An 18,608-nucleotide genomic window follows, 5' to 3' on the forward strand; every position below is an offset into this window, starting at 1 on the left:
AGGTTTCATGCACATTATTCGAAATAAACGAAAATATCAACATTCGAAACAAACGAAACGCCCAATAGAAATGTCTACCCCACCTCACCCCGATACACCGGCACCAGCCTTGTTGTACCGGTAATATTATCGGAGACACTCGTCTCAGACGTGGCGATGCGCATCCCCGATTTTCGCAGCCGCTGTATATCTGCGGCGACGCGCTGAATGCCGAACCAGAACAGGGCGTCGAGCGCGGTGACCTGCAAGCCGCTTTCCAGCGCCTGTTTGAGGCGATCGCGCGGAGCTTTCACCTCTTTGGCGATCTGCTGGAACGGGGTTGCCAGCGTGCCGGTGGGATCAACCCGGCGGATGCGGGTCGAGAGGCGATACTGAAATTCGTCGGGAATTTCACTTAACGAGGTGTTAAGGCTGTAAACGCAGCCAAAGCGCTTACCGTTAAACGTCGCGCTTTTCTGACTGAGCTGAAGCTCGTCCCGCAGTCCGGCGATCAACTGCGGCGCGCGGGTGAGCAACAACCGGAAGGGAAGCTCAAAGCTGGTGACGTAATCCACATTCAGCAGCGCAATGCGCAAGCGCTCCTCCGCTCCGGCCTGAAGCTGGCGGCACTCGTCCAACACTTCGCGCCACTGATGAGTGAGCCGTGGTGTCTCAGCGGCTTCCGTAAAACTATATTTTTCAATCTGATAGTCAATTCGTTCGGTCATGTCCGTTCGCCATCCCGCCAGGTGGTTAATACGAAGTGATTACTGACTCAGACTCAGGATAGTACGGATATTTCTGGCGCTGGTCGCGATAATATCAATCGCGCCGGTGCGCAGCGCGCCCATGATGGCCATCGCTTTGGTGTTTTCCGACGCAATGGCAATCACGCAGGGAATTTGCCGCAGCTCGTCGATGCTCAGGCCGATCACGCGGTTGTCCATCACGGTATTGACGTGCTCGCCACGGGCGTTGAAAAAATCATACCCGGCGATATCGCCGATAACGCCCTGATGAAGGCTGGCATCATTGATCTCCTGCGGCGTGAACCACCCCAGCTTCACCATATAGCTGTCTTCATTCATGTCGCCAATACCCACCAGTGCAATATCGGCTTTGCGTGCGCGATCCAGCGTTTCCTTGATGGTGCCGTTCTGCATCAACAACTCTTTAAGCTGGATGTTTTCGACATAAGCTGGTGCGTACAAAGACTCGCTGCTGCCGCCGAATTTTTTCGCCAGCAGACGGCTGATATGGTCGGCGTTGATCACATCGCCAGGACGGTGCGTGCCGCCAATCCCGCAGATAAACCGGCAGTCGCGCGGCTGAATGGTGCCGGAGAGATCGGCCACCGACGCCACGTTGCGCCCCTGCCCGACCGCCACCACCATGTTATCTTTCAGCATATTGTTGAGATGACCGGAAACCAGCGCGGACACCTGACGGCGCTGCTCTTCTTCGTCGTTATGATCGAGGGCGATCAGCGCGCGGCTGATGGGAAAGCGTTCGATCAGCTGTTTTTCCAGTTGCGTACTGAATACCGGGTGGTAACGCACATTGATTTCAACAATGCCTTCTTCTTTCGCGCGCTTCAGTAAACGCCCGACCTTGATGCGGGAAAAGCCAAACTTGTTTGCAATCTCTTCCTGCGTCACCTCATCGCAGTAATACGCGACGGCAATCTCGGTGAGTAATTCATAATCCTGGGACGCGTTCGATTTTTCCATATCGGCTGACATCTCCCCACAGTAGATATAAATAATGTTTAAGTGGTGAACATTTGCCGGGGAGTATATCAGAAATGTTCAGTACGCAATCATGCGTCACCCGCAGAACGGGTGGAGAGGAGCGCCTGCGCTTCGGCAAGAATCGACGCCATCGCCTGTGGCTGATGTGCAAAGCGGCCAAGGAAAATCCCGTCGACATCCGGCCAGAGTCGGCTCAACAAACCGGGACCGGCACTGCCGCCGTAGATCACCTGAAACTGCGCACCGTACCGCTGATGCAGATACCCCCGCAGCGCTTTACAGACGCCGCGGATGTACTCATCGCTCGCCGGTTCCGGCGCACCGATCGCCCACTGTGGCTCCCAGGCAAACAGTGCGGCGGGTAGCGACGATTCATGGCGATGGGCGAGCAGTTCATCCACCTGCTGGCAGGCAAACGCGCTGGCATCGTCAATGCTCATCCGCTGCGCTTCCCCGATACAAATGACCGGGGTGAGTTCACAGGCAAAGGCCATATCAAGCTTTTGATTGATGATGTCGGTCGTTTCGCCAAAGTGGCGTCGGCGCTCAGCGTGACCAATTTCGACGTAACGACAGCCCATCTCCTGAAGCATGGCCGCGCTGGTCTCCCCGGTCCACGCGCCGGGTGGGGCGGCGCAGACATTCTGCGCCCCCGTTGCCATTGCGGTGCCGGAAAAAGCCGCCAGCGCCACCGACAGCGCTGGCATTGCAGGAAAGGTAAACAACTGCAATGCCGGTGTCGTTACCTCTGGTAGCGCGCGCACCAGTTCCGCCACCTGCTGGCACCATGCCTGCGTTTGCTGATAGCCAAAGTAGGTTTTGTGGCTGGTGCCGATCACCAGTTTCACGGGCATACTTTCTCCCTGGTGTCATTGGTCATGCAGGCGCCGACCGCATCGATGATCATCGACAGCGACACCGCACCCGGATCCGGCGTGCCCAGACTGCGCTCCGCCAGTGGTCGTGCGCGACCAATCTGCGGCAACAGTTGTGCGGTTGCCTGTGCGCTCTGCTGCGCTACCACGCCCGCCTTACGCCAGGCCGCCGACAGCGACAATCCCTCTTCCGCCGCCGCGCTCAACGCCTGGCTGAACGGCAGCAGAACATCCACCAGCGTTTTATCGCCCGGCTTTGCCTTACCAAAATGCATCACGCCAGAACAGGCCTGCGAAACCGCCTGCGCCACGGTGATGACGTCCGGCTTCTCGCTGTTGCCGATCGTAGTGCCGAGCGTATTGAGGATCACCCCCCAGATAGCGCCTGACGTGCCACCTGCCTCATCAGCCCACGCATCCGCGGCGCATTGCAGCAGCGTTCCCGCGCCACCGCCCTGGTTCAGCGCATGGCTGGCAGCAGCGCGTGCCGCGACAACGCCGCGCTCCATACCGATGCCGTGGTCACCATCCCCGGCGATGGCGTCGATGCGCCCGAGTTCTTCTGCATTGGCGACGATGGTGTCCGCCAGCGCGTCAATCATCGCCATCACCCTGACCGCGCATTCTTGTGATGCCGCACTGCCCTGCGGAATTTTGGTCTCGCCGCTCTGCTCAAGTTGCACCGGATCCAGCGGCTTATGCGGCAGCACCGAACCACGGCTAAATGCCGGTGTGGTCGCTGGCGCCAGCCATAATGTTTCCAGTTCTTCGTCAAACCAGATAAAGGTCAGTGACATCCCCGCCATATCAAAGCTGGTAACGAACTCGCCAATCTGCACATCGGCGATGGTCACACCCGCGTCCTGAAGCAGCGGCTGAACATCATGCCAGAAGACAAACAGCTCTTCATATTTCACCGAGCCCAGACCGTTGACGATCACCCCAAGCCGCGCGCCTTTGGTCTGCGGAATGTCCTGCGGGCGCTCTTCCAGCAGCGCGTGGGTCAGCTTTTTCGCCAGATCCTGAGAAGAGAGCACTGCCAGCTCGCTGATACCCGGCTCGCCATGGATCCCCATGCCGAAGCCCATTTTGCCTTCCGGCACGGTAAACAGCGGATGTTCCGCACCAGGGAATTTACAGCCGCTAAAAGCCAGCCCCAGCGTACGGGTCTGTTCGTTGGCACGTCGTGCCACCGCCAGCACCTCAGCCAACGAATCACCGCGTTCAGCGGCGGCCGCGGCGGCTTTAAACACCACCAGATCGCCCGCCACGCCACGTCGCTTCTCTTTTTGCGCCAGCGGCGCGCTGGAAATGTCATCCGTAATTGCAAAGGTTTCACAGGGGATGCCTTCGGCGCGTAAACGTTCACAGGCCAGGCCGAAATGCAGGACGTCGCCGGCGTAGTTACCGAAGGTCAGCAGCACACCGCCGCCGTTGTTGGCAGCCCGGGCGACGGAGCAAATTTGTTGTGCGGAAGGGGAGGCAAAAAGATTACCCATCGCAGCGCCGTGCGCCAGCCCCTGCCCGACCAGCCCGGCAAACGCCGGATAGTGCCCGGAACCGCCGCCGACGATCACCGCCACGCTGCCCGGTTTACTTTGGGTATTGCGCACCACGCCGCCGGGAACCTGGCGCACCATGGACGCATGTGCGCTGACGAAGCCCGCCACCATCTCTTTCGCAAAGTCGGCGGGTCGGTTAAATAACCAGGTCATTTGTTCTTCTCCAGATGATTTACAAGCAATACCCCAGCCGCCAGAAACTGGCCTTTATATAACCATCACACATGAACGCTAGCAGATCGCACCGACCAATCAAATGTTCAGCACATGAAAATGTGAGCATGGTCGAAAATTCCCCAAATCCGCACATTTTTGTGCGCCAGATCCTTTTTTACGCGCTTTTTTCCTGCTAATGATCTATTACATACGAACACTAACTGAACTTTCGTTCATCTCTGCAACACATTTCGTCCCAGCCAGACGCCATCACACGAGCAGAGAGTGAACATGAGTTCAATTTAAGCACTGTCATTAATGAGGTAATAAAAATGCTGAAAGTCGCAATCGGTGCGGATGATGCCGCGACCGGACTGAAAAATCGGGTCAAAGAGCACCTGAATAAAAAAGACATTGAGGTTGTAGATTTCAGTCACGACGTTGCAGGGAACGATCAAATCTATCCGGATGTCGCCTTCAATCTCGCTTCTGCGATCCAGCAAGGCACATTCGAACGCGGCATTCTGTTTTGCGGTACCGGCATTGGCATGGCGATTGTGGCAAACAAAGTGCCGGGCGTTCGCGCCGCGCAGTGCCATGATGTCTACTCCGCCGAGCGCGCCCGTAAAAGCAATAACGCGCAAATCATGACAATGGGCGCCCGGGTCATTGGTGAAGAGCTGGCGCTGATGCTGGTTGATGCCTGGCTGGCATCCGAATTTGAAGCGGGGCGGTCGGCGCCAAAAGTCGAACGTATTAATTACTACGATGCCCTCAACCACCCGAACCGCACGAATAAATAAAAGGAGAGCCCCATGAATCTTCTGGAAAAACTGAAAGCGGTCACTACCGTGGTGGCGGACAGCGGCGACATCACCGCCATTCGTGAATATCACCCGCAGGACGCGACCACCAATCCGTCGCTGATCCTGAAAGCCACCGCGCAACCGCTCTACCGTCCGCTGATCGAACAGGCGATTGACTGGGCCTGCGAGCAGGGCGGCACGGCGCAAACCCGGCTGATTAACGCCAGCGACAAACTGGCGGTCAACATTGGTCTTGAACTGTTGCGCCAGGTGCCGGGAAAAGTCTCGACCGAAGTGGACGCCCGCCTCTCGTTCGATCGCGGTTTATGTGTAGCGAAAGCACGCAAACTGATTTCCCTGTATGAAGCCGCCGGTATCGACCGTTCCCGCGTGCTAATCAAACTGGCGTCCACCTGGCAGGGCATTAAGGCAGCGGAAGAACTGGAGCGCGAAGGCATTCACTGTAACCTGACGCTGTTGTTCTCGTTTGCACAAGCGCGCGCCTGCGCCGAAGCGGGTGTCTGGCTGATTTCGCCGTTTGTTGGCCGTATTTACGACTGGTATCGCCAGCGCGATCTGCTCACCGATGACAACCCGCAGAACGATCCGGGCGTGGTGTCGGTGCGCACGATTTATGATTACTACAAAAAGCACCGTTACCCGACGGTGATCATGGGCGCGAGCTTCCGTAAAGTGGCGCAGGTGATTGCGCTGGCGGGCTGCGACCGTCTGACTATCGCCCCTGCGCTCTTAGAAGAACTGAGCCAGATGCAGGGCGAACTGACCGTTGCGCTGACGCCGCCGGTAGAAGCGGAAACGCCGCCATCACCGCTGACCGAAGCAGAGTTTTACTGGCTGCACAATCAGGATCCGATGGCCGTCGAAAAACTGGCGGAAGGCATCCGTTTATTTGCCGTGGACCAGGAGAAACTCGAATCGATGCTCACCGAACTGCTGGCGAAACGGGAGGCGGCGAATGTCACCGCGTAGAGATCTGGCGAACGCGCTCCGTGCTCTAAGCATGGACGCAGTACAGAAAGCGAAATCCGGTCACCCCGGTGCCCCGATGGGTATGGCTGACATTGCCGAAGTCCTGTGGCGTGATTTCCTGAACCATAACCCGCAGAATCCGTCCTGGGCAGACCGTGACCGTTTCGTGCTGTCTAACGGCCACGGCTCCATGCTGATTTACAGCCTGCTGCACCTCACCGGCTACGACCTGCCGATGGAAGAGCTGAAAAACTTCCGTCAGCTGCATTCAAAAACCCCGGGCCACCCGGAAGTGGGTTACACCGCCGGGGTCGAAACCACCACCGGCCCGCTGGGTCAGGGCATTGCAAATGCGGTGGGTATGGCGATTGCCGAGAAAACTCTGGCAGCACAGTTCAACCGTCCGGGTCATGACATCGTTGACCACTTCACCTATGCCTTTATGGGTGACGGCTGCATGATGGAGGGTATCTCCCACGAAGTGTGCTCCCTGGCGGGCACCCTGAAACTGGGCAAACTGGTGGCGTTCTATGACGATAACGGCATCTCCATTGACGGTCACGTGGAAGGCTGGTTCACCGACGACACCGCGAAACGCTTTGAGGCCTATGGCTGGCATGTGGTGCGCGGCGTGGATGGTCACGATGCCGCCGCCATTAAACGTGCGGTGGAAGAAGCCCGTGCGGTGACGGACAAACCGTCCCTGCTGATGTGCAAAACCATCATCGGATTCGGTTCACCGAACAAGGCCGGTACGCACGATTCTCACGGTGCGCCGCTGGGTGAGGCGGAAGTGGCCGCCACCCGCGAACAGCTGGGCTGGAAATACGCGCCGTTTGAAATCCCGTCTGAAATCTATGCACAGTGGGATGCAAAAGAAGCCGGACAGGCGAAAGAATCTGCCTGGAATGACAAATTTGCTGCTTATGCGAAAGCCTTCCCGCAGGAAGCTGCAGAGTTCACCCGCCGTATGAAGGGTGATATGCCGGCGGACTTCGCGGCGAAAGCGCAGGCGTGGATTGAAAGCCTGCAGGCGAATCCGGCGAAAATCGCCAGCCGTAAGGCGTCGCAGAACGCGATTGAAGCCTTCGGCCCGTGGCTGCCGGAGTTCCTCGGCGGCTCCGCGGACCTGGCGCCATCCAACCTGACCCTGTGGTCCGGTTCGAAAGCCATCAATGAAGACGCGGCAGGCAACTACATTCACTACGGCGTGCGCGAATTCGGTATGACCGCCATTGCCAACGGCATTGCGCTGCACGGCGGTTTCCTGCCGTACACCTCCACCTTCCTGATGTTTGTGGAATACGCACGTAACGCGGTGCGCATGGCGGCGCTGATGAAGCAGCGTCAGGTAATGGTCTACACCCATGACTCCATCGGTCTGGGCGAAGACGGCCCGACCCACCAGCCGGTTGAGCAGATGGCGTCCCTGCGCGTGACCCCGAACATGAGCCTGTGGCGTCCGTGCGACCAGGTGGAATCGGCGGTGGCGTGGAAATACGGCGTGGAGCGTCATGACGGCCCAACCGCGCTGATTCTGTCCCGTCAGAACCTGGCGCAGCAGGCGCGTACCGCGAAACAACTGGCGGATATCGCCCGTGGCGGTTATGTGCTGAAAGACTGCGCCGGTCAGCCGGAGCTTATCTTCATTGCCACCGGCTCGGAAGTGGAGCTGGCGGTTGCCGCGTGGGAAAAACTGACTGCGGAAGGGGTGAAGGCGCGCGTGGTTTCCATGCCGTCCACCGACGCGTTCGACAAACAGGATGCGGCCTACCGTGAATCCGTGCTGCCGAAAGCGGTCAGCGCCCGCGTGGCGGTGGAAGCGGGTATCGCGGATTACTGGTACAAGTACACCGGGCTGAACGGTGCTATCGTCGGGATGACCACCTTCGGTGAGTCGGCTCCGGCTGAGAAACTGTTTGCGTTATATGGCTTCACGCCAGAAAACGTGGTGGCACAAGCGAAAGCGCTACTGGCAACGCCATTACAGCAATAAGGGAGGTAAAGATCAGCATGAACAAACTGGTTATTGGTGTGAATACGGCGATGTTTGACGGCGTCGATACCGACATCGCCTTCAGTACCATCCGTCAGGCCGGGTTTCGCTATGTGGAGCTGGCATACAACCAGGGCTACGTGGGCGACATGCCGCCGGAACTGTTTCAGGAAGGCAACGCCCGCTACATCCGCGAGCTGCTGGAAAAACACGATCTGCGCACCCAGGCGCTGGGCGCCACGATGAACATGGGCGCGCCGGATGCGGTGGCACAGTTTACGCAGCGCATTCAGTTTGCCAGCATGATTGGCGCGACCTGGATCAACATCTGCGTGGGCCGCAGTGCGGACCGGGCGCGTATTATCAATAACCTGCGCGAGCTGGCGCCAGTCGCGGAAGCGCATCAGTGCGTGATCTGCCTGGAAAACGGCGGCGATCCGAATTATGACGTGTTCCGTCTGGCCGATGACGGCTTCGTGCTACTGGACGCCATCGACAGCCCGGCAGTGGCCTTTAACGTGGATGCGGGCAACATCGTGTCGCTCTGCCCTGACGTTGACGCCATTGAAGAAGCCATCAACATGCTGCCAGGCGCGCAACACTGCCACCTGAAAGATCTTGAAGTACGCGACGGTGAAGTGCATTTCACGCCGATGGGCCAGGGTCAACTGAACTATGTCCCCATGCTGAAAGCCCTTGAAGCGCGCGCGATCCCGTGCAGCCTGGAAATTCCGTTACGAATGCACCGTCAGCGTGACAGCTACCCGGTGCGTGCCGATGCGCCCGTCGATCCGGCACGCAGCCTTGACGTCCTGATTCAGTCTCGCGAGGCTCTGGAAAGAATGACAGGTTACAGCGTGAGTTAAAAAAATAGACAACGACGCTCATCACGACATTCAGATAATAACGTGATGAATGAAATGCTGAGCGTAATTTGTCTGTCCTTTACAGCGTGAAGTTTTATTTTCCCTGCACACTCATTTTTGCCGGGAAACAGATTTCTATTGCCATGAAAAATATCAAAAAAAACCTGAAGCGTATTTTTCATGTTATGTGATTAAGCTCTCATACAGTTATTTGTCATTATGCTGTTATATAATTAACAAAAGAACATACATAGTTCTTTTGTTCACTAAAATAAAAAAACAAGTAACATCAATAGAGTACTTAAGCTTCATTGGTTAATTGCGTTTATTTCTAATAACGTTCCCTATTAAACTGAAGGTTAATTATGTCTCACTCTACTATTACGCCACCATCAAACGCACAGAAACCAACGAATTTCCGCTGGGTTATCTTTGCAACGATGTTCTTCTTATTAGCGGTTAACCTCATGGACCGTATTACGCTGTCTATCGGGATGCCCTATATCAAAGAAGAATTTAATCTTTCACCCACCACACAGGGGTTGATTCTCAGTAGTTTCTTCTGGTCTTACGCATTATTACAGGTTCCCGGCGGCTGGTTGCTCGATCGCTTCGGACCACGAAAAGTGATCACCGGCGCGCTGTTTGGCTGGGGATTCTTCCAGGCGATTATCGGTCTTGCCAGCGGCGGGATCAGCCTGATCCTGTCCCGTATCGGCCTGGGCGTTATGGAAGCACCGGTATCGCCAAGCGGCGCAAAACTGAGCTCGACCTGGCTGACCCAGTCTGAAAGAGGCCGCGGCGCAGTCATTATGGACTCCGGCAGCCCGCTCGGCGTCGCCCTCGGCGGCATCATCGTTGCGCACCTGATTGTGCTGTTCGACTCCTGGCGCGTGACCTTCGTGATCGTCGGTTTGTTCACCATGCTGTTGGGTTTCATTGCCTGGAAAGTCCTGCGTGACCGCCCTTCCGAACACCCGAGCGTGGATCAGAGAGAGGTCGAGTATATTGCCGCAGGAAACGCCGTCAGCGCCTCTGGTACTGACGATACCGCGCCGACCAAAGGGCTCGGCATCAGCTGGTTCACCATGATTGCCATCATGGTCGGTCGCGCCTCCTGGGGGATGGTTTACTGGGGGCTGCTCACCTGGGGTCCGAGCTACCTGGCCCAGGCGCAACATCTGGAACTGGCGGCCATCGGTAACTCCACGTTCCTGATTTTCATCATGGGGACGCTCGGTTGTCTGTTCAGCGGCTTCTTCGTCGATTTCCTGGTGAAAAGAGGCATCACCCATAACGTGGCGCTGAAAACACTGCTGTCGCTTTCCGGGATTGTCGGGCTGGGGTCGCTGTACGCGCTGGCGACGATCACCGATCCTACCATCGCTGTCGGTCTGCTGGCGGTTGCCGCCTTCTTTATGATGTTTGGCAGCCTGTACTGGAGCTTCCCGGCGATTCTGGCACCGAAAGATCGTGTCGGTCTGGTGGGCGGTTTAATGAACATGGCGAACAGCTGCGCAGGGATCCTGGTGCCGATTCTGGTCGGTGTCATTCTGCAGGCGACCGGCAGTTATGAAAGCGTGCTGGTTTACTTCGCTGTCTGCGCCGGTTTCTATACCGTCGGCACATTGTGCATTAACTTCAACAAATTGCCGGTGAAAAACGGTCAGTTATCGTTCCAGAAATAATAAGAGGATGTCGCGATGTCTGCTGTGATATTACGCGTTGATAAAGTCCCGGATAGCTTAGCGGAACAATTAGCGCGGGATTACACGCTGTACGAATATAACAAACTGTCTGCAGAACCATTAAGCGCCATTGCCGGGGAAATTAAGGTGATTCTGGCCAGCGGGGAATCGAAGGTGGAAGCCTCGCTGATCGAACAATTACCTGCGTTAAAATTGATTGCTGTATTTGGTGTCGGTTATGACGGCGTGGATATCCACGCCGCTTTCCGGCGGAATATTCAGGTCACCAATACGCCGGATATTTTAACCGACGACGTCGCGGATCTCGGCATTGCCTTAATGCTGAACGTCTCGCGGCAGATCATTGGCGCACAGCGGTTTATCGAGCGGGGAGACTGGCCATTCGGCGCTTACCCGCCATCAACGAAAGTCAGTGGCAGCCGCCTGGGCATTGTTGGCTACGGGCGCATCGGACGGGCGGTGGCGCACAGAGCGAAGGGTTTCGCCATGCGCATCGGCTGTTTTGACCGTTATCCGGTCGAAAGTGAAGACGTCGTGTTTTACCCCACGCTGGTGGAACTGGCGCAGAACAGCGACGTATTAATGGTCTGCGCCAGCGCAGGCAAGGAGAGTGCAAAACTGATCAACCGCGAAGTGCTGGCAGCGTTAGGTAGCAACGGCATTTTGATTAACATCGCCCGCGGAAGTGTGGTGGATGAAGAGGCGCTGGTTGATGCCATCACCACCGGTACGCTTGGCGGTGCGGGCATTGACGTGTTTGCCAACGAACCGCATGTGCCGCGCGAATTGCTTAATCGCGATAACGTCGTCGTCACGCCACATATCGGCAGTGCAACCCGCGCCACGCGGGCCGCTATGGCAAAACTGGTGATGGATAACATTGCCGCATTTAATGCCGGGCAGCCTTTGTTAACCCCGGTACCCCAACCGAAATAATCCTCTCATCCGTGCCTGTCTTTACAGGCACGGATTTTTTCCCTTTACGCTTCCTGCATCGCCGTTTGTAAAAACGCGCGGCACTGTCTTTCGTTATCCCACAAATCATCCTGTTCGGTGGTACGCATTTCAACGGCGATGGAGATCGGGCCGAGCTCCTGCGGCAGCGGCAAACTCAGCGCGGTGCGGACAATCTCTGCGGCTGTGCGTGGCGTCAGAAAACCCGGTTCGCCGAATTTCATGTGGTAGTCGCCATACCCTTCCGCTTTTGGATCCAGAATGGCGTTGGCGAGATGCAACTGGGAAATCAGCGGGGCGGCGAGCCGCAGCGATTGCGCCAGATCTTCCTCGTTCAGCGCAACATGGGCGCTGTCCCAGGCAAGATACAGTTTCGGGCAATCTTTACGCAGTTGTGTCATCCACGCCACCGTTTCATCCGTCGGGCCAATCAGTTGGCATTTGTGCGCGAAACGATCGAGCGGCTCCACCTGCATCAGCATCGTCGGGTACTGCTTAATTTCTTCGCCGATGCGGATCAGCGCTTCACCAAATCCTTTTTTTGCCTCTTCCCGACGCGCTTCGCCTGGATCGCTGCCGCTCACCAGCGACAATTTTGTGGTGCCGCACGCTGCCGCCAGATGCACCAGTTCGCAGGCACGCCGGATGGATTTCTCCCGCAGCGCGCTGTCCAGGCTGCTGAGATTCAGGTTATCTCTGAGTAGTTCAAAGGTCAGCCATTGGGTTACACGCAAATGCTGCTGTTCGGCAATGGAACGGATGGCCCTGGCGATGTCGGGTTGTTTAATAATGCCGGTCTCAAACCCCTGATAATAATCGGTGGCCGCTACCTGCCGGATGACCTGCAGGATGGCGTTTTCATCATTCGCCAGCGGGAAGAAAAGTTCGGCAATATGGGCGGATGGATACAATGTTGTTTTCATGGTGCTGTCACTGCCTCCTGGTTTAATCAGTTCGCATTTTTATGAGATTATATCGCACCATTGAACTTATGTTCACTATAAGAACACAAGAACATTTAGAATTTTGATCGCGATCGTATGTGATGTAAAACGCCCGGCACTCAAAAGGTTATCGCCCTTCGGAGACACGCAAAAACGCGTGATCCTGTTCACATTTCGATAAGCATTACTTATCTGACACAACTCAAATTAAATTTTGCAAATTGCCCGCTTTTTTTCGTCTGCTGAAGCGTTTTCGCAGCAATTGACGTGGGGGTGTTTACGTGGCTTTATAAAAGACGGGGTCTTTTTGCCCGCCGTCCAGATTCACGGGCGACAGGCATAACAAAATAAAATGAGATGGGGTGTCTGGGGTAACATGAACGAACAATATTCCGCTTTGCGTAGTAATGTCAGTATGCTCGGCAAATTACTGGGCGACACAATTAAAGATGCACTCGGTGAAAACATTCTTGATCGTGTCGAAACCATCCGTAAGCTGTCCAAATCGTCCCGCGCGGGCAATGAAGCTAACCGTCAGGAACTGCTCACCACGCTGCAAAATCTGTCTAATGATGAGCTGTTGCCCGTTGCGCGCGCCTTCAGCCAGTTTCTGAATCTGGCCAATACCGCCGAGCAATACCACAGCATTTCGCCGAAAGGCGAGGCCGCCAGCAATCCGGAAGTTATTGCCCGTACGCTGCGTAAGCTCAAAGACCAACCCGATCTCACCGAAGACACCATTAAAAAAGCCGTCGAGTCACTGTCGCTGGAACTGGTACTTACCGCGCATCCGACCGAGATCACACGTCGTACGCTGATCCATAAAATGGTCGAAGTGAACACTTGCTTAAAGCAGCTCGACAACAAAGATATCGCCGATTACGAACGCCACCAGCTGATGCGCCGCCTGCGCCAGTTGATCGCCCAGTCCTGGCATACTGATGAAATCCGTAAATACCGCCCAAGCCCGGTGGATGAAGCCAAATGGGGCTTTGCGGTGGTGGAAAACAGCCTGTGGGAAGGCGTGCCGAACTACCTGCGTGAGCTGAACGAACAGCTCGAAGAACACCTGAACTATCGCCTGCCGGTGGATTTTGTGCCGGTCCGTTTCACCTCCTGGATGGGCGGCGACCGCGATGGCAACCCGAACGTGACCGCCGATATCACCCGCCACGTGCTGCTGCTGAGCCGCTGGAAGGCCACCGACCTGTTCCTGAAAGATATTCAGTTGCTCATTTCTGAGCTGTCGATGGTCGACTGCACCGACGAACTGCGCGCGCTGGTTGGCGAAGAAGGCGCCACCGAGCCTTACCGCTATCTGATGAAAAAACTGCGCAGCCAGCTGATGGCGACGCAGTCCTGGCTGGAAGCGCGTCTGAAGGGCGAGAAATTGCCGAAACCTGCCGGATTACTGACGCAGAACGAGCAGCTTTGGGACCCACTGTACGCCTGCTACCGGTCTCTGCAGGCCTGCGGTATGGGGATCATCGCCAATGGCGAACTGCTCGACACACTACGCCGCGTGAAGTGTTTTGGCGTGCCGCTGGTGCGTATCGATATTCGTCAGGAAAGCACCCGCCACACCGAAGCGCTGGGCGAGCTGACCCGTTATCTCGGCATTGGCGACTATGAAAGCTGGTCAGAAGCTGATAAACAAGCCTTCCTGATCCGCGAGCTGAATTCCAAACGTCCGCTGCTGCCGCGTCAGTGGGAGCCAAGCGACAACACCCGCGAAGTGCTGGAAACCTGCCAGGTGATTGCCGAAGCGCCACGCGGCTCCATCGCGGCGTATGTTATCTCGATGGCGAAAACACCGTCTGACGTGCTGGCCGTGCATCTGCTGCTGAAAGAAGCGGGTATCGGTTTTGCGCTGCCGGTTGCACCACTGTTTGAAACCCTCGACGACCTGAACAACGCCAATGATGTGATGACCCAGTTGCTCAACATCGACTGGTATCGCGGCTTTATTCAGGGCAAACAGATGGTGATGATTGGCTATTCCGACTCCGCAAAAGATGCGGGCGTGATGGCTGCCTCCTGGGCGCAGTATCAGGCGCAGGACGCGTTAATCAAAACCTGTGAAAAAGCGGGCATTGAACTGACGCTTTTCCACGGACGCGGCGGCTCGATTGGTCGTGGCGGCGCGCCAGCACATGCGGCGCTACTCTCGCAACCGCCGGGCAGCCTGAAAGGTGGTCTGCGTGTGACCGAGCAGGGCGAGATGATCCGCTTCAAATACGGTCTGCCGGAAGTCACCATCAGCAGCCTGTCGCTTTATACCGGCGCGATCCTGGAAGCCAACCTGCTGCCGCCGCCGGAACCGAAAGCGGAATGGCGCCACATCATGGACGAGCTGTCCGATATCTCCTGCGAGATGTATCGCGGTTACGTACGTGAAAATAAAGATTTCGTTCCTTACTTCCGTTCGGCCACGCCGGAACAGGAACTGGGCAAACTGCCGCTCGGCTCGCGCCCGGCGAAACGTCGCCCGACCGGCGGGGTGGAATCCCTGCGCGCCATTCCGTGGATCTTCGCCTGGACACAGAACCGCCTGATGCTACCTGCCTGGCTTGGCGCGGGTGCTGCGTTGCAGAAAGTGGTTGAAGACGGCAAGCAGAGCGAACTGGAAACCATGTGTCGCGACTGGCCGTTCTTCTCTACCCGTCTCGGCATGCTGGAGATGGTCTTCTCCAAAGCGGACCTGTGGCTGGCAGAGTATTACGATCAACGTCTGGTAAAACCGGAACTGTGGGGGCTGGGCGAAGAGCTGCGTAAGCTGCTGGAAGCGGACATCAAAGTGGTGCTGGCCATCGCCAACGATGCACACCTGATGGCCGATCTGCCGTGGATTGCCGAGTCCATCCAGTTACGTAACATCTACACTGACCCGCTGAACGTGCTGCAGGCAGAGCTGCTGCACCGTTCACGCCTGAGCGAGGAGAAAGGCAATGCGCCGGATCCGCGCGTCGAGCAGGCGCTGATGGTGACGATTGCCGGGGTTGCGGCGGGCATGCGTAATACTGGCTAATTGACGCTGTTTACTAAAAGGGCCACACCTTGTGTGGCCTTTTTTGATCGCAACAGGTAAGGTTGCCTCGTCGCAACAGGAATGAGAAAAATCATGCGCCACGACATCAGCTATCTCCTGTCACGGATCATCAACAGCCCCACGCTGCTGCACCATGTCTTTTTTGCCAGCACCACTGGCGCAATTCCTGACGTTGCGTATCAGGTTCCTTTTCCTCGCCTGGAGATGGTTGTCGAGGGCCAGTTGCTGGATTCCGGCATTGTCGGGGAACAGGCGCTGATGACTGAGAATGATGTATTGTTCGTGCCCGCCGGGGGCTGGAATTTCCCGCAGTGGCGCGAACCGGTCACCACGTTAAGCATTTTATTTGGCAAACAGCAGCTTGGTTTCAGCGTTCAGCACTGGGATGGCGCGGCACTGCATAACCTGAATAAAGAGAACGTCGCCCGTCGCGGGCCGCGCGTGGGTTCCTTTTTACTGCAGGCGCTCAATGAAATGCTGATGCAGCCGCATGAGCAATCTACCGCCCGACTCATCATTGTCAGCCTGCTGAGCCATTGCGCCGATCTGCTGGGCAGTCAGATACAAACGGCGTCGCGCAGCCAGGCGCTGTTTGAAGCTATCCGCGAACACATCGACACTCACTACGCATCACCGCTCACCCGCGAGTCGGTGGCGCAGGCGTTTTATATCTCGCCCAATTATCTGTCGCACCTGTTTCAGAAAAGCGGCGTAATGGGGTTTAATGAGTATCTGAACCATACGCGTCTGGAGCATGCCAGAGCGTTGCTGAAGGGCTATGACCTGAAGGTGAAAGAGGTGGCGCACGCCTGCGGTTTTGTCGACAGCAACTATTTCTGCCGTTTGTTCCGTAAAAATACCGAACGCTCACCGTCGGAGTATCGTCGCCAGTACCACAGTCAGTTGACGGAAAAGAAAACCGGCGCGGAGTGAGTGACATCGCGGGAAGAGGAAAACGCGATTCACTGGATTTTTGTACGCTCATGGGCTGAACCCGCCGGTCTTTTATATCCCCACTTCTTGTTTCATCCTGCCTCGCCATAATTTGCGATGAATATCACACTTCGTATCAGACATTACATTTGTCCAGCGCATGGCAGATTTGTCAGATAGCGGGAGCGTGCCCGCAGCTCTATCCTGTCTGCATCACTATTAAAGGGGAAACATCATGGAACTCTATCTCGATACCGCGAACGTCGCCGAAGTTGAACGCCTTGCCCGTATTTATCCGCTGGCCGGGGTCACCACCAACCCGAGCATTGTTGCTGCCAGTAAAGAGCCGTTGTGGGAACTGCTGCCCCGGCTGCAAAACGCAATCGGCGAAAATGGAACGCTGTTTGCCCAGACCATGAGCCGTGACGCGGCGGGCATGGTCGCTGAGGCCAAACGGCTGAATAATGCGCAGCCGGGCATCATCGTAAAAATTCCGGTTACTGCGGAAGGCCTGGCAGCGATCAAACTGCTGAAAAGCGAAGGCATCCCAACACTCGGCACCGCAGTGTACAGCGCCGCGCAGGGCTTGCTGGCCGCACTGGCCGGGGCAAAATATGTCGCGCCTTACGTCAATCGTGTGGATGCGCAGGGCGGCAGTGGTATTCAGATGGTGCAGGAGCTGCAAACGCTGCTGGCGCTTCATGCCCCGCAAAGCAAAGTGCTGGCTGCCAGCTTCAAAACGCCACGCCAGGCGCTCGACTGTTTACTCGCGGGCTGCGAAGCAATCACCCTTCCCTTAGATGTAGCGCAACAAATGCTCGGCACACCTGCGGTAGAGTCGGCAATTGAGAAATTTGAGCAGGACTGGAAAAACGCATTTGGCAATCTCAACCTTTAAGGAGTGAGTATGGACAGAATCATTCAGTCACCTGGCAAATATGTTCAGGGCGCAGATGTTCTTACCCGCCTTGGTGATTATCTCAAACCGATGGCAGATCGTTGGCTGGTCGTGGGCGATAAGTTTGTTCTGGGCTTTGCCGAAGCCACGCTGCGCAAGAGCCTCGAAGATGCCGCGTTAAGCTGTGAAATTGCGCCGTTTGGCGGTGAATGTTCGCAAAACGAAATTGATCGTCTGCGGGACATCGCCAGCCGCGCAGAGTGCAGCGCCGTGTTAGGCATTGGCGGTGGTAAAACGCTGGATACCGCCAAAGCGCTGGCGCATTTTATGGGGCTTCCCGTGGCGATAGCGCCGACCATCGCCTCCACTGACGCTCCGTGCAGCGCGCTGTCGGTGATCTACACCGATGCCGGCGAGTTCGATCGTTACCTGATGCTGCCGCACAACCCGAACCTGGTGATTGTCGATACCAAAATTGTGGCAGGCGCCCCTTCACGCCTGCTGGCGTCCGGTATCGGCGATGCGATGTCGACCTGGTTTGAAGCGCGCGCCTGCGCCCGCAGCGGCGCGACCACCATGGCAGGCGGCAAGTGCACCCAGGCGTCGCTGGCGCTCGCCGAACTGTGCTACAACACGCTAATTGAAGAAGCGGAAAAAGCGATGCTGGCGGCGGAAAAACATGTCGTCACCACGGCGCTGGAACGCATCATCGAAGCCAACACCTACCTCAGCGGTGTCGGTTTCGAGAGCGGTGGACTGGCCGCGGCGCACGCCATTCACAACGGGCTGACGGCGATCCCTGACGCTCATCACTACTACCACGGTGAAAAAGTCGCGTTCGGTACGCTGACGCAACTGGTGCTGGAAAACGCGCCGCAGGAGGAGCTGGAGACCGTCGCCGCGCTTTGTTACGCCGTTGGGTTGCCGATCACCCTGGCAGGGCTGGATATTGAAGACGATATTCCGACCAAAATGCGCATTGTGGCGGAAGCGGCGTGTGCGGAAGGCGAAACCATCCACAACATGCCAGGCGATGTCACGGCCGATCAGGTCTATGCGGCGCTGCTGGTTGCCGACCAGTTTGGTCAGCAATGCCTGCATAACTGGGAATAATGCCGATATAGCGTACGTGCTTCAGGC

Annotated in this window: 15 protein-coding genes; 10 read left to right on the forward strand and 5 right to left on the reverse strand. The window is 56.6% G+C overall.

Annotated features, from left to right (window positions below; genetic code table 11):
• Nucleotides 1-74: 74 nt before the first annotated feature.
• The 4 genes from QMG90_RS21435 to QMG90_RS21450 form a co-directional block, all read right to left on the reverse strand.
• Nucleotides 75-707, reverse strand: coding sequence for an ECs1377 family protein (locus tag QMG90_RS21435; RefSeq protein ID WP_283281779.1), 633 nt, complete (start codon nucleotides 705-707; stop codon nucleotides 75-77).
• Between the two features lie 39 nt (nucleotides 708-746).
• On the reverse strand, nucleotides 747-1,709 hold the full coding sequence (locus QMG90_RS21440) for a sugar-binding transcriptional regulator (protein ID WP_049848479.1): 963 nt from the start codon (nucleotides 1,707-1,709) through the stop codon (nucleotides 747-749).
• A gap of 89 nt (nucleotides 1,710-1,798) precedes the next feature.
• Nucleotides 1,799-2,584 (reverse strand): triose-phosphate isomerase family protein, encoded by a 786-nt coding sequence (locus QMG90_RS21445; RefSeq protein ID WP_283281781.1) that lies wholly within the window; start codon nucleotides 2,582-2,584, stop codon nucleotides 1,799-1,801.
• Nucleotides 2,575-4,320 (reverse strand): dihydroxyacetone kinase family protein, encoded by a 1,746-nt coding sequence (locus QMG90_RS21450; protein ID WP_283281783.1) that lies wholly within the window; start codon nucleotides 4,318-4,320, stop codon nucleotides 2,575-2,577. Before QMG90_RS21450 ends, QMG90_RS21445 begins: the two co-directional genes overlap by 10 nt.
• A gap of 335 nt (nucleotides 4,321-4,655) precedes the next feature.
• On the opposite strand from QMG90_RS21450, the gene QMG90_RS21455 reads away from it, so the two are divergent.
• The 6 genes from QMG90_RS21455 to QMG90_RS21480 all read left to right on the forward strand — a co-directional run bounded on the left by QMG90_RS21455 (nucleotide 4,656) and on the right by QMG90_RS21480 (nucleotide 11,626).
• A complete protein-coding gene (locus tag QMG90_RS21455) occupies nucleotides 4,656-5,126 on the forward strand; it encodes an RpiB/LacA/LacB family sugar-phosphate isomerase (RefSeq protein WP_283281785.1) in 471 nt (156 codons plus the stop codon).
• A gap of 12 nt (nucleotides 5,127-5,138) precedes the next feature.
• Nucleotides 5,139-6,119 carry a transaldolase gene (tal, locus tag QMG90_RS21460; RefSeq protein WP_283281787.1) on the forward strand — a complete coding sequence of 327 codons (981 nt, stop codon included), beginning with the start codon at nucleotides 5,139-5,141 and terminating at the stop codon, nucleotides 6,117-6,119.
• A complete protein-coding gene (gene tkt, locus QMG90_RS21465; protein ID WP_283281789.1) occupies nucleotides 6,106-8,115 on the forward strand; it encodes a transketolase in 2,010 nt (669 codons plus the stop codon). The genes tal and tkt overlap by 14 nt, the downstream gene beginning before the upstream one ends.
• A gap of 17 nt (nucleotides 8,116-8,132) precedes the next feature.
• A complete protein-coding gene (locus QMG90_RS21470; RefSeq protein ID WP_283281791.1) occupies nucleotides 8,133-8,981 on the forward strand; it encodes a sugar phosphate isomerase/epimerase family protein in 849 nt (282 codons plus the stop codon).
• 467 nt (nucleotides 8,982-9,448) lie between these two features.
• Complete coding sequence (locus QMG90_RS21475; RefSeq protein ID WP_283281793.1) at nucleotides 9,449-10,669, forward strand: MFS transporter; 1,221 nt, start codon at nucleotides 9,449-9,451, stop codon at nucleotides 10,667-10,669.
• A 15-nt stretch (nucleotides 10,670-10,684) separates the two neighbouring features.
• Nucleotides 10,685-11,626 carry a 2-hydroxyacid dehydrogenase gene (locus QMG90_RS21480; RefSeq protein WP_283281795.1) on the forward strand — a complete coding sequence of 314 codons (942 nt, stop codon included), beginning with the start codon at nucleotides 10,685-10,687 and terminating at the stop codon, nucleotides 11,624-11,626.
• A 44-nt stretch (nucleotides 11,627-11,670) separates the two neighbouring features.
• On the opposite strand, the gene QMG90_RS21485 is transcribed toward QMG90_RS21480, so the two are convergent.
• Nucleotides 11,671-12,567, reverse strand: a complete 897-nt coding sequence (locus QMG90_RS21485) for a sugar phosphate isomerase/epimerase family protein (RefSeq protein ID WP_283281797.1) — start codon at nucleotides 12,565-12,567, stop codon at nucleotides 11,671-11,673.
• Nucleotides 12,568-12,964: 397 nt separating this feature from the next.
• On the opposite strand from QMG90_RS21485, the gene ppc reads away from it, so the two are divergent.
• From ppc to gldA, 4 genes are all read left to right on the forward strand, one after another.
• A complete protein-coding gene (gene ppc / locus QMG90_RS21490; RefSeq protein ID WP_283281799.1) occupies nucleotides 12,965-15,616 on the forward strand; it encodes a phosphoenolpyruvate carboxylase in 2,652 nt (883 codons plus the stop codon).
• A gap of 93 nt (nucleotides 15,617-15,709) precedes the next feature.
• Nucleotides 15,710-16,570 (forward strand): helix-turn-helix transcriptional regulator, encoded by an 861-nt coding sequence (locus tag QMG90_RS21495; RefSeq protein WP_283281800.1) that lies wholly within the window; start codon nucleotides 15,710-15,712, stop codon nucleotides 16,568-16,570.
• Nucleotides 16,571-16,805: 235 nt separating this feature from the next.
• Nucleotides 16,806-17,468 (forward strand): fructose-6-phosphate aldolase, encoded by a 663-nt coding sequence (fsa, locus tag QMG90_RS21500; protein ID WP_283281802.1) that lies wholly within the window; start codon nucleotides 16,806-16,808, stop codon nucleotides 17,466-17,468.
• 9 nt (nucleotides 17,469-17,477) lie between these two features.
• Nucleotides 17,478-18,581 carry a bifunctional L-1,2-propanediol dehydrogenase/glycerol dehydrogenase gene (gldA, locus tag QMG90_RS21505; RefSeq protein WP_283281803.1) on the forward strand — a complete coding sequence of 368 codons (1,104 nt, stop codon included), beginning with the start codon at nucleotides 17,478-17,480 and terminating at the stop codon, nucleotides 18,579-18,581.
• Nucleotides 18,582-18,608 lie beyond the last annotated feature (27 nt).

Origin of the sequence: Trabulsiella odontotermitis, from assembly GCF_030053895.1 — a bacterium.
In the GTDB taxonomy this organism is placed as follows: Bacteria; Pseudomonadota; Gammaproteobacteria; order Enterobacterales; family Enterobacteriaceae; genus Trabulsiella; species Trabulsiella odontotermitis_C.

Coding starts and splice junctions, on each gene's coding strand:
- QMG90_RS21435 (WP_283281779.1), bottom strand. CDS start 707: ATGACCGAACGAATTGACTATCAGATTGAAAAATATAGTTTTACGGAA.
- QMG90_RS21440 (WP_049848479.1), bottom strand. CDS start 1,709: ATGGAAAAATCGAACGCGTCCCAGGATTATGAATTACTCACCGAGATT.
- QMG90_RS21445 (WP_283281781.1), bottom strand. CDS start 2,584: ATGCCCGTGAAACTGGTGATCGGCACCAGCCACAAAACCTACTTTGGC.
- QMG90_RS21450 (WP_283281783.1), bottom strand. CDS start 4,320: ATGACCTGGTTATTTAACCGACCCGCCGACTTTGCGAAAGAGATGGTG.
- QMG90_RS21455 (WP_283281785.1), top strand. CDS start 4,656: ATGCTGAAAGTCGCAATCGGTGCGGATGATGCCGCGACCGGACTGAAA.
- tal (WP_283281787.1), top strand. CDS start 5,139: ATGAATCTTCTGGAAAAACTGAAAGCGGTCACTACCGTGGTGGCGGAC.
- tkt (WP_283281789.1), top strand. CDS start 6,106: ATGTCACCGCGTAGAGATCTGGCGAACGCGCTCCGTGCTCTAAGCATG.
- QMG90_RS21470 (WP_283281791.1), top strand. CDS start 8,133: ATGAACAAACTGGTTATTGGTGTGAATACGGCGATGTTTGACGGCGTC.
- QMG90_RS21475 (WP_283281793.1), top strand. CDS start 9,449: ATGGACCGTATTACGCTGTCTATCGGGATGCCCTATATCAAAGAAGAA.
- QMG90_RS21480 (WP_283281795.1), top strand. CDS start 10,685: ATGTCTGCTGTGATATTACGCGTTGATAAAGTCCCGGATAGCTTAGCG.
- QMG90_RS21485 (WP_283281797.1), bottom strand. CDS start 12,567: ATGAAAACAACATTGTATCCATCCGCCCATATTGCCGAACTTTTCTTC.
- ppc (WP_283281799.1), top strand. CDS start 12,965: ATGAACGAACAATATTCCGCTTTGCGTAGTAATGTCAGTATGCTCGGC.
- QMG90_RS21495 (WP_283281800.1), top strand. CDS start 15,710: ATGCGCCACGACATCAGCTATCTCCTGTCACGGATCATCAACAGCCCC.
- fsa (WP_283281802.1), top strand. CDS start 16,806: ATGGAACTCTATCTCGATACCGCGAACGTCGCCGAAGTTGAACGCCTT.
- gldA (WP_283281803.1), top strand. CDS start 17,478: ATGGACAGAATCATTCAGTCACCTGGCAAATATGTTCAGGGCGCAGAT.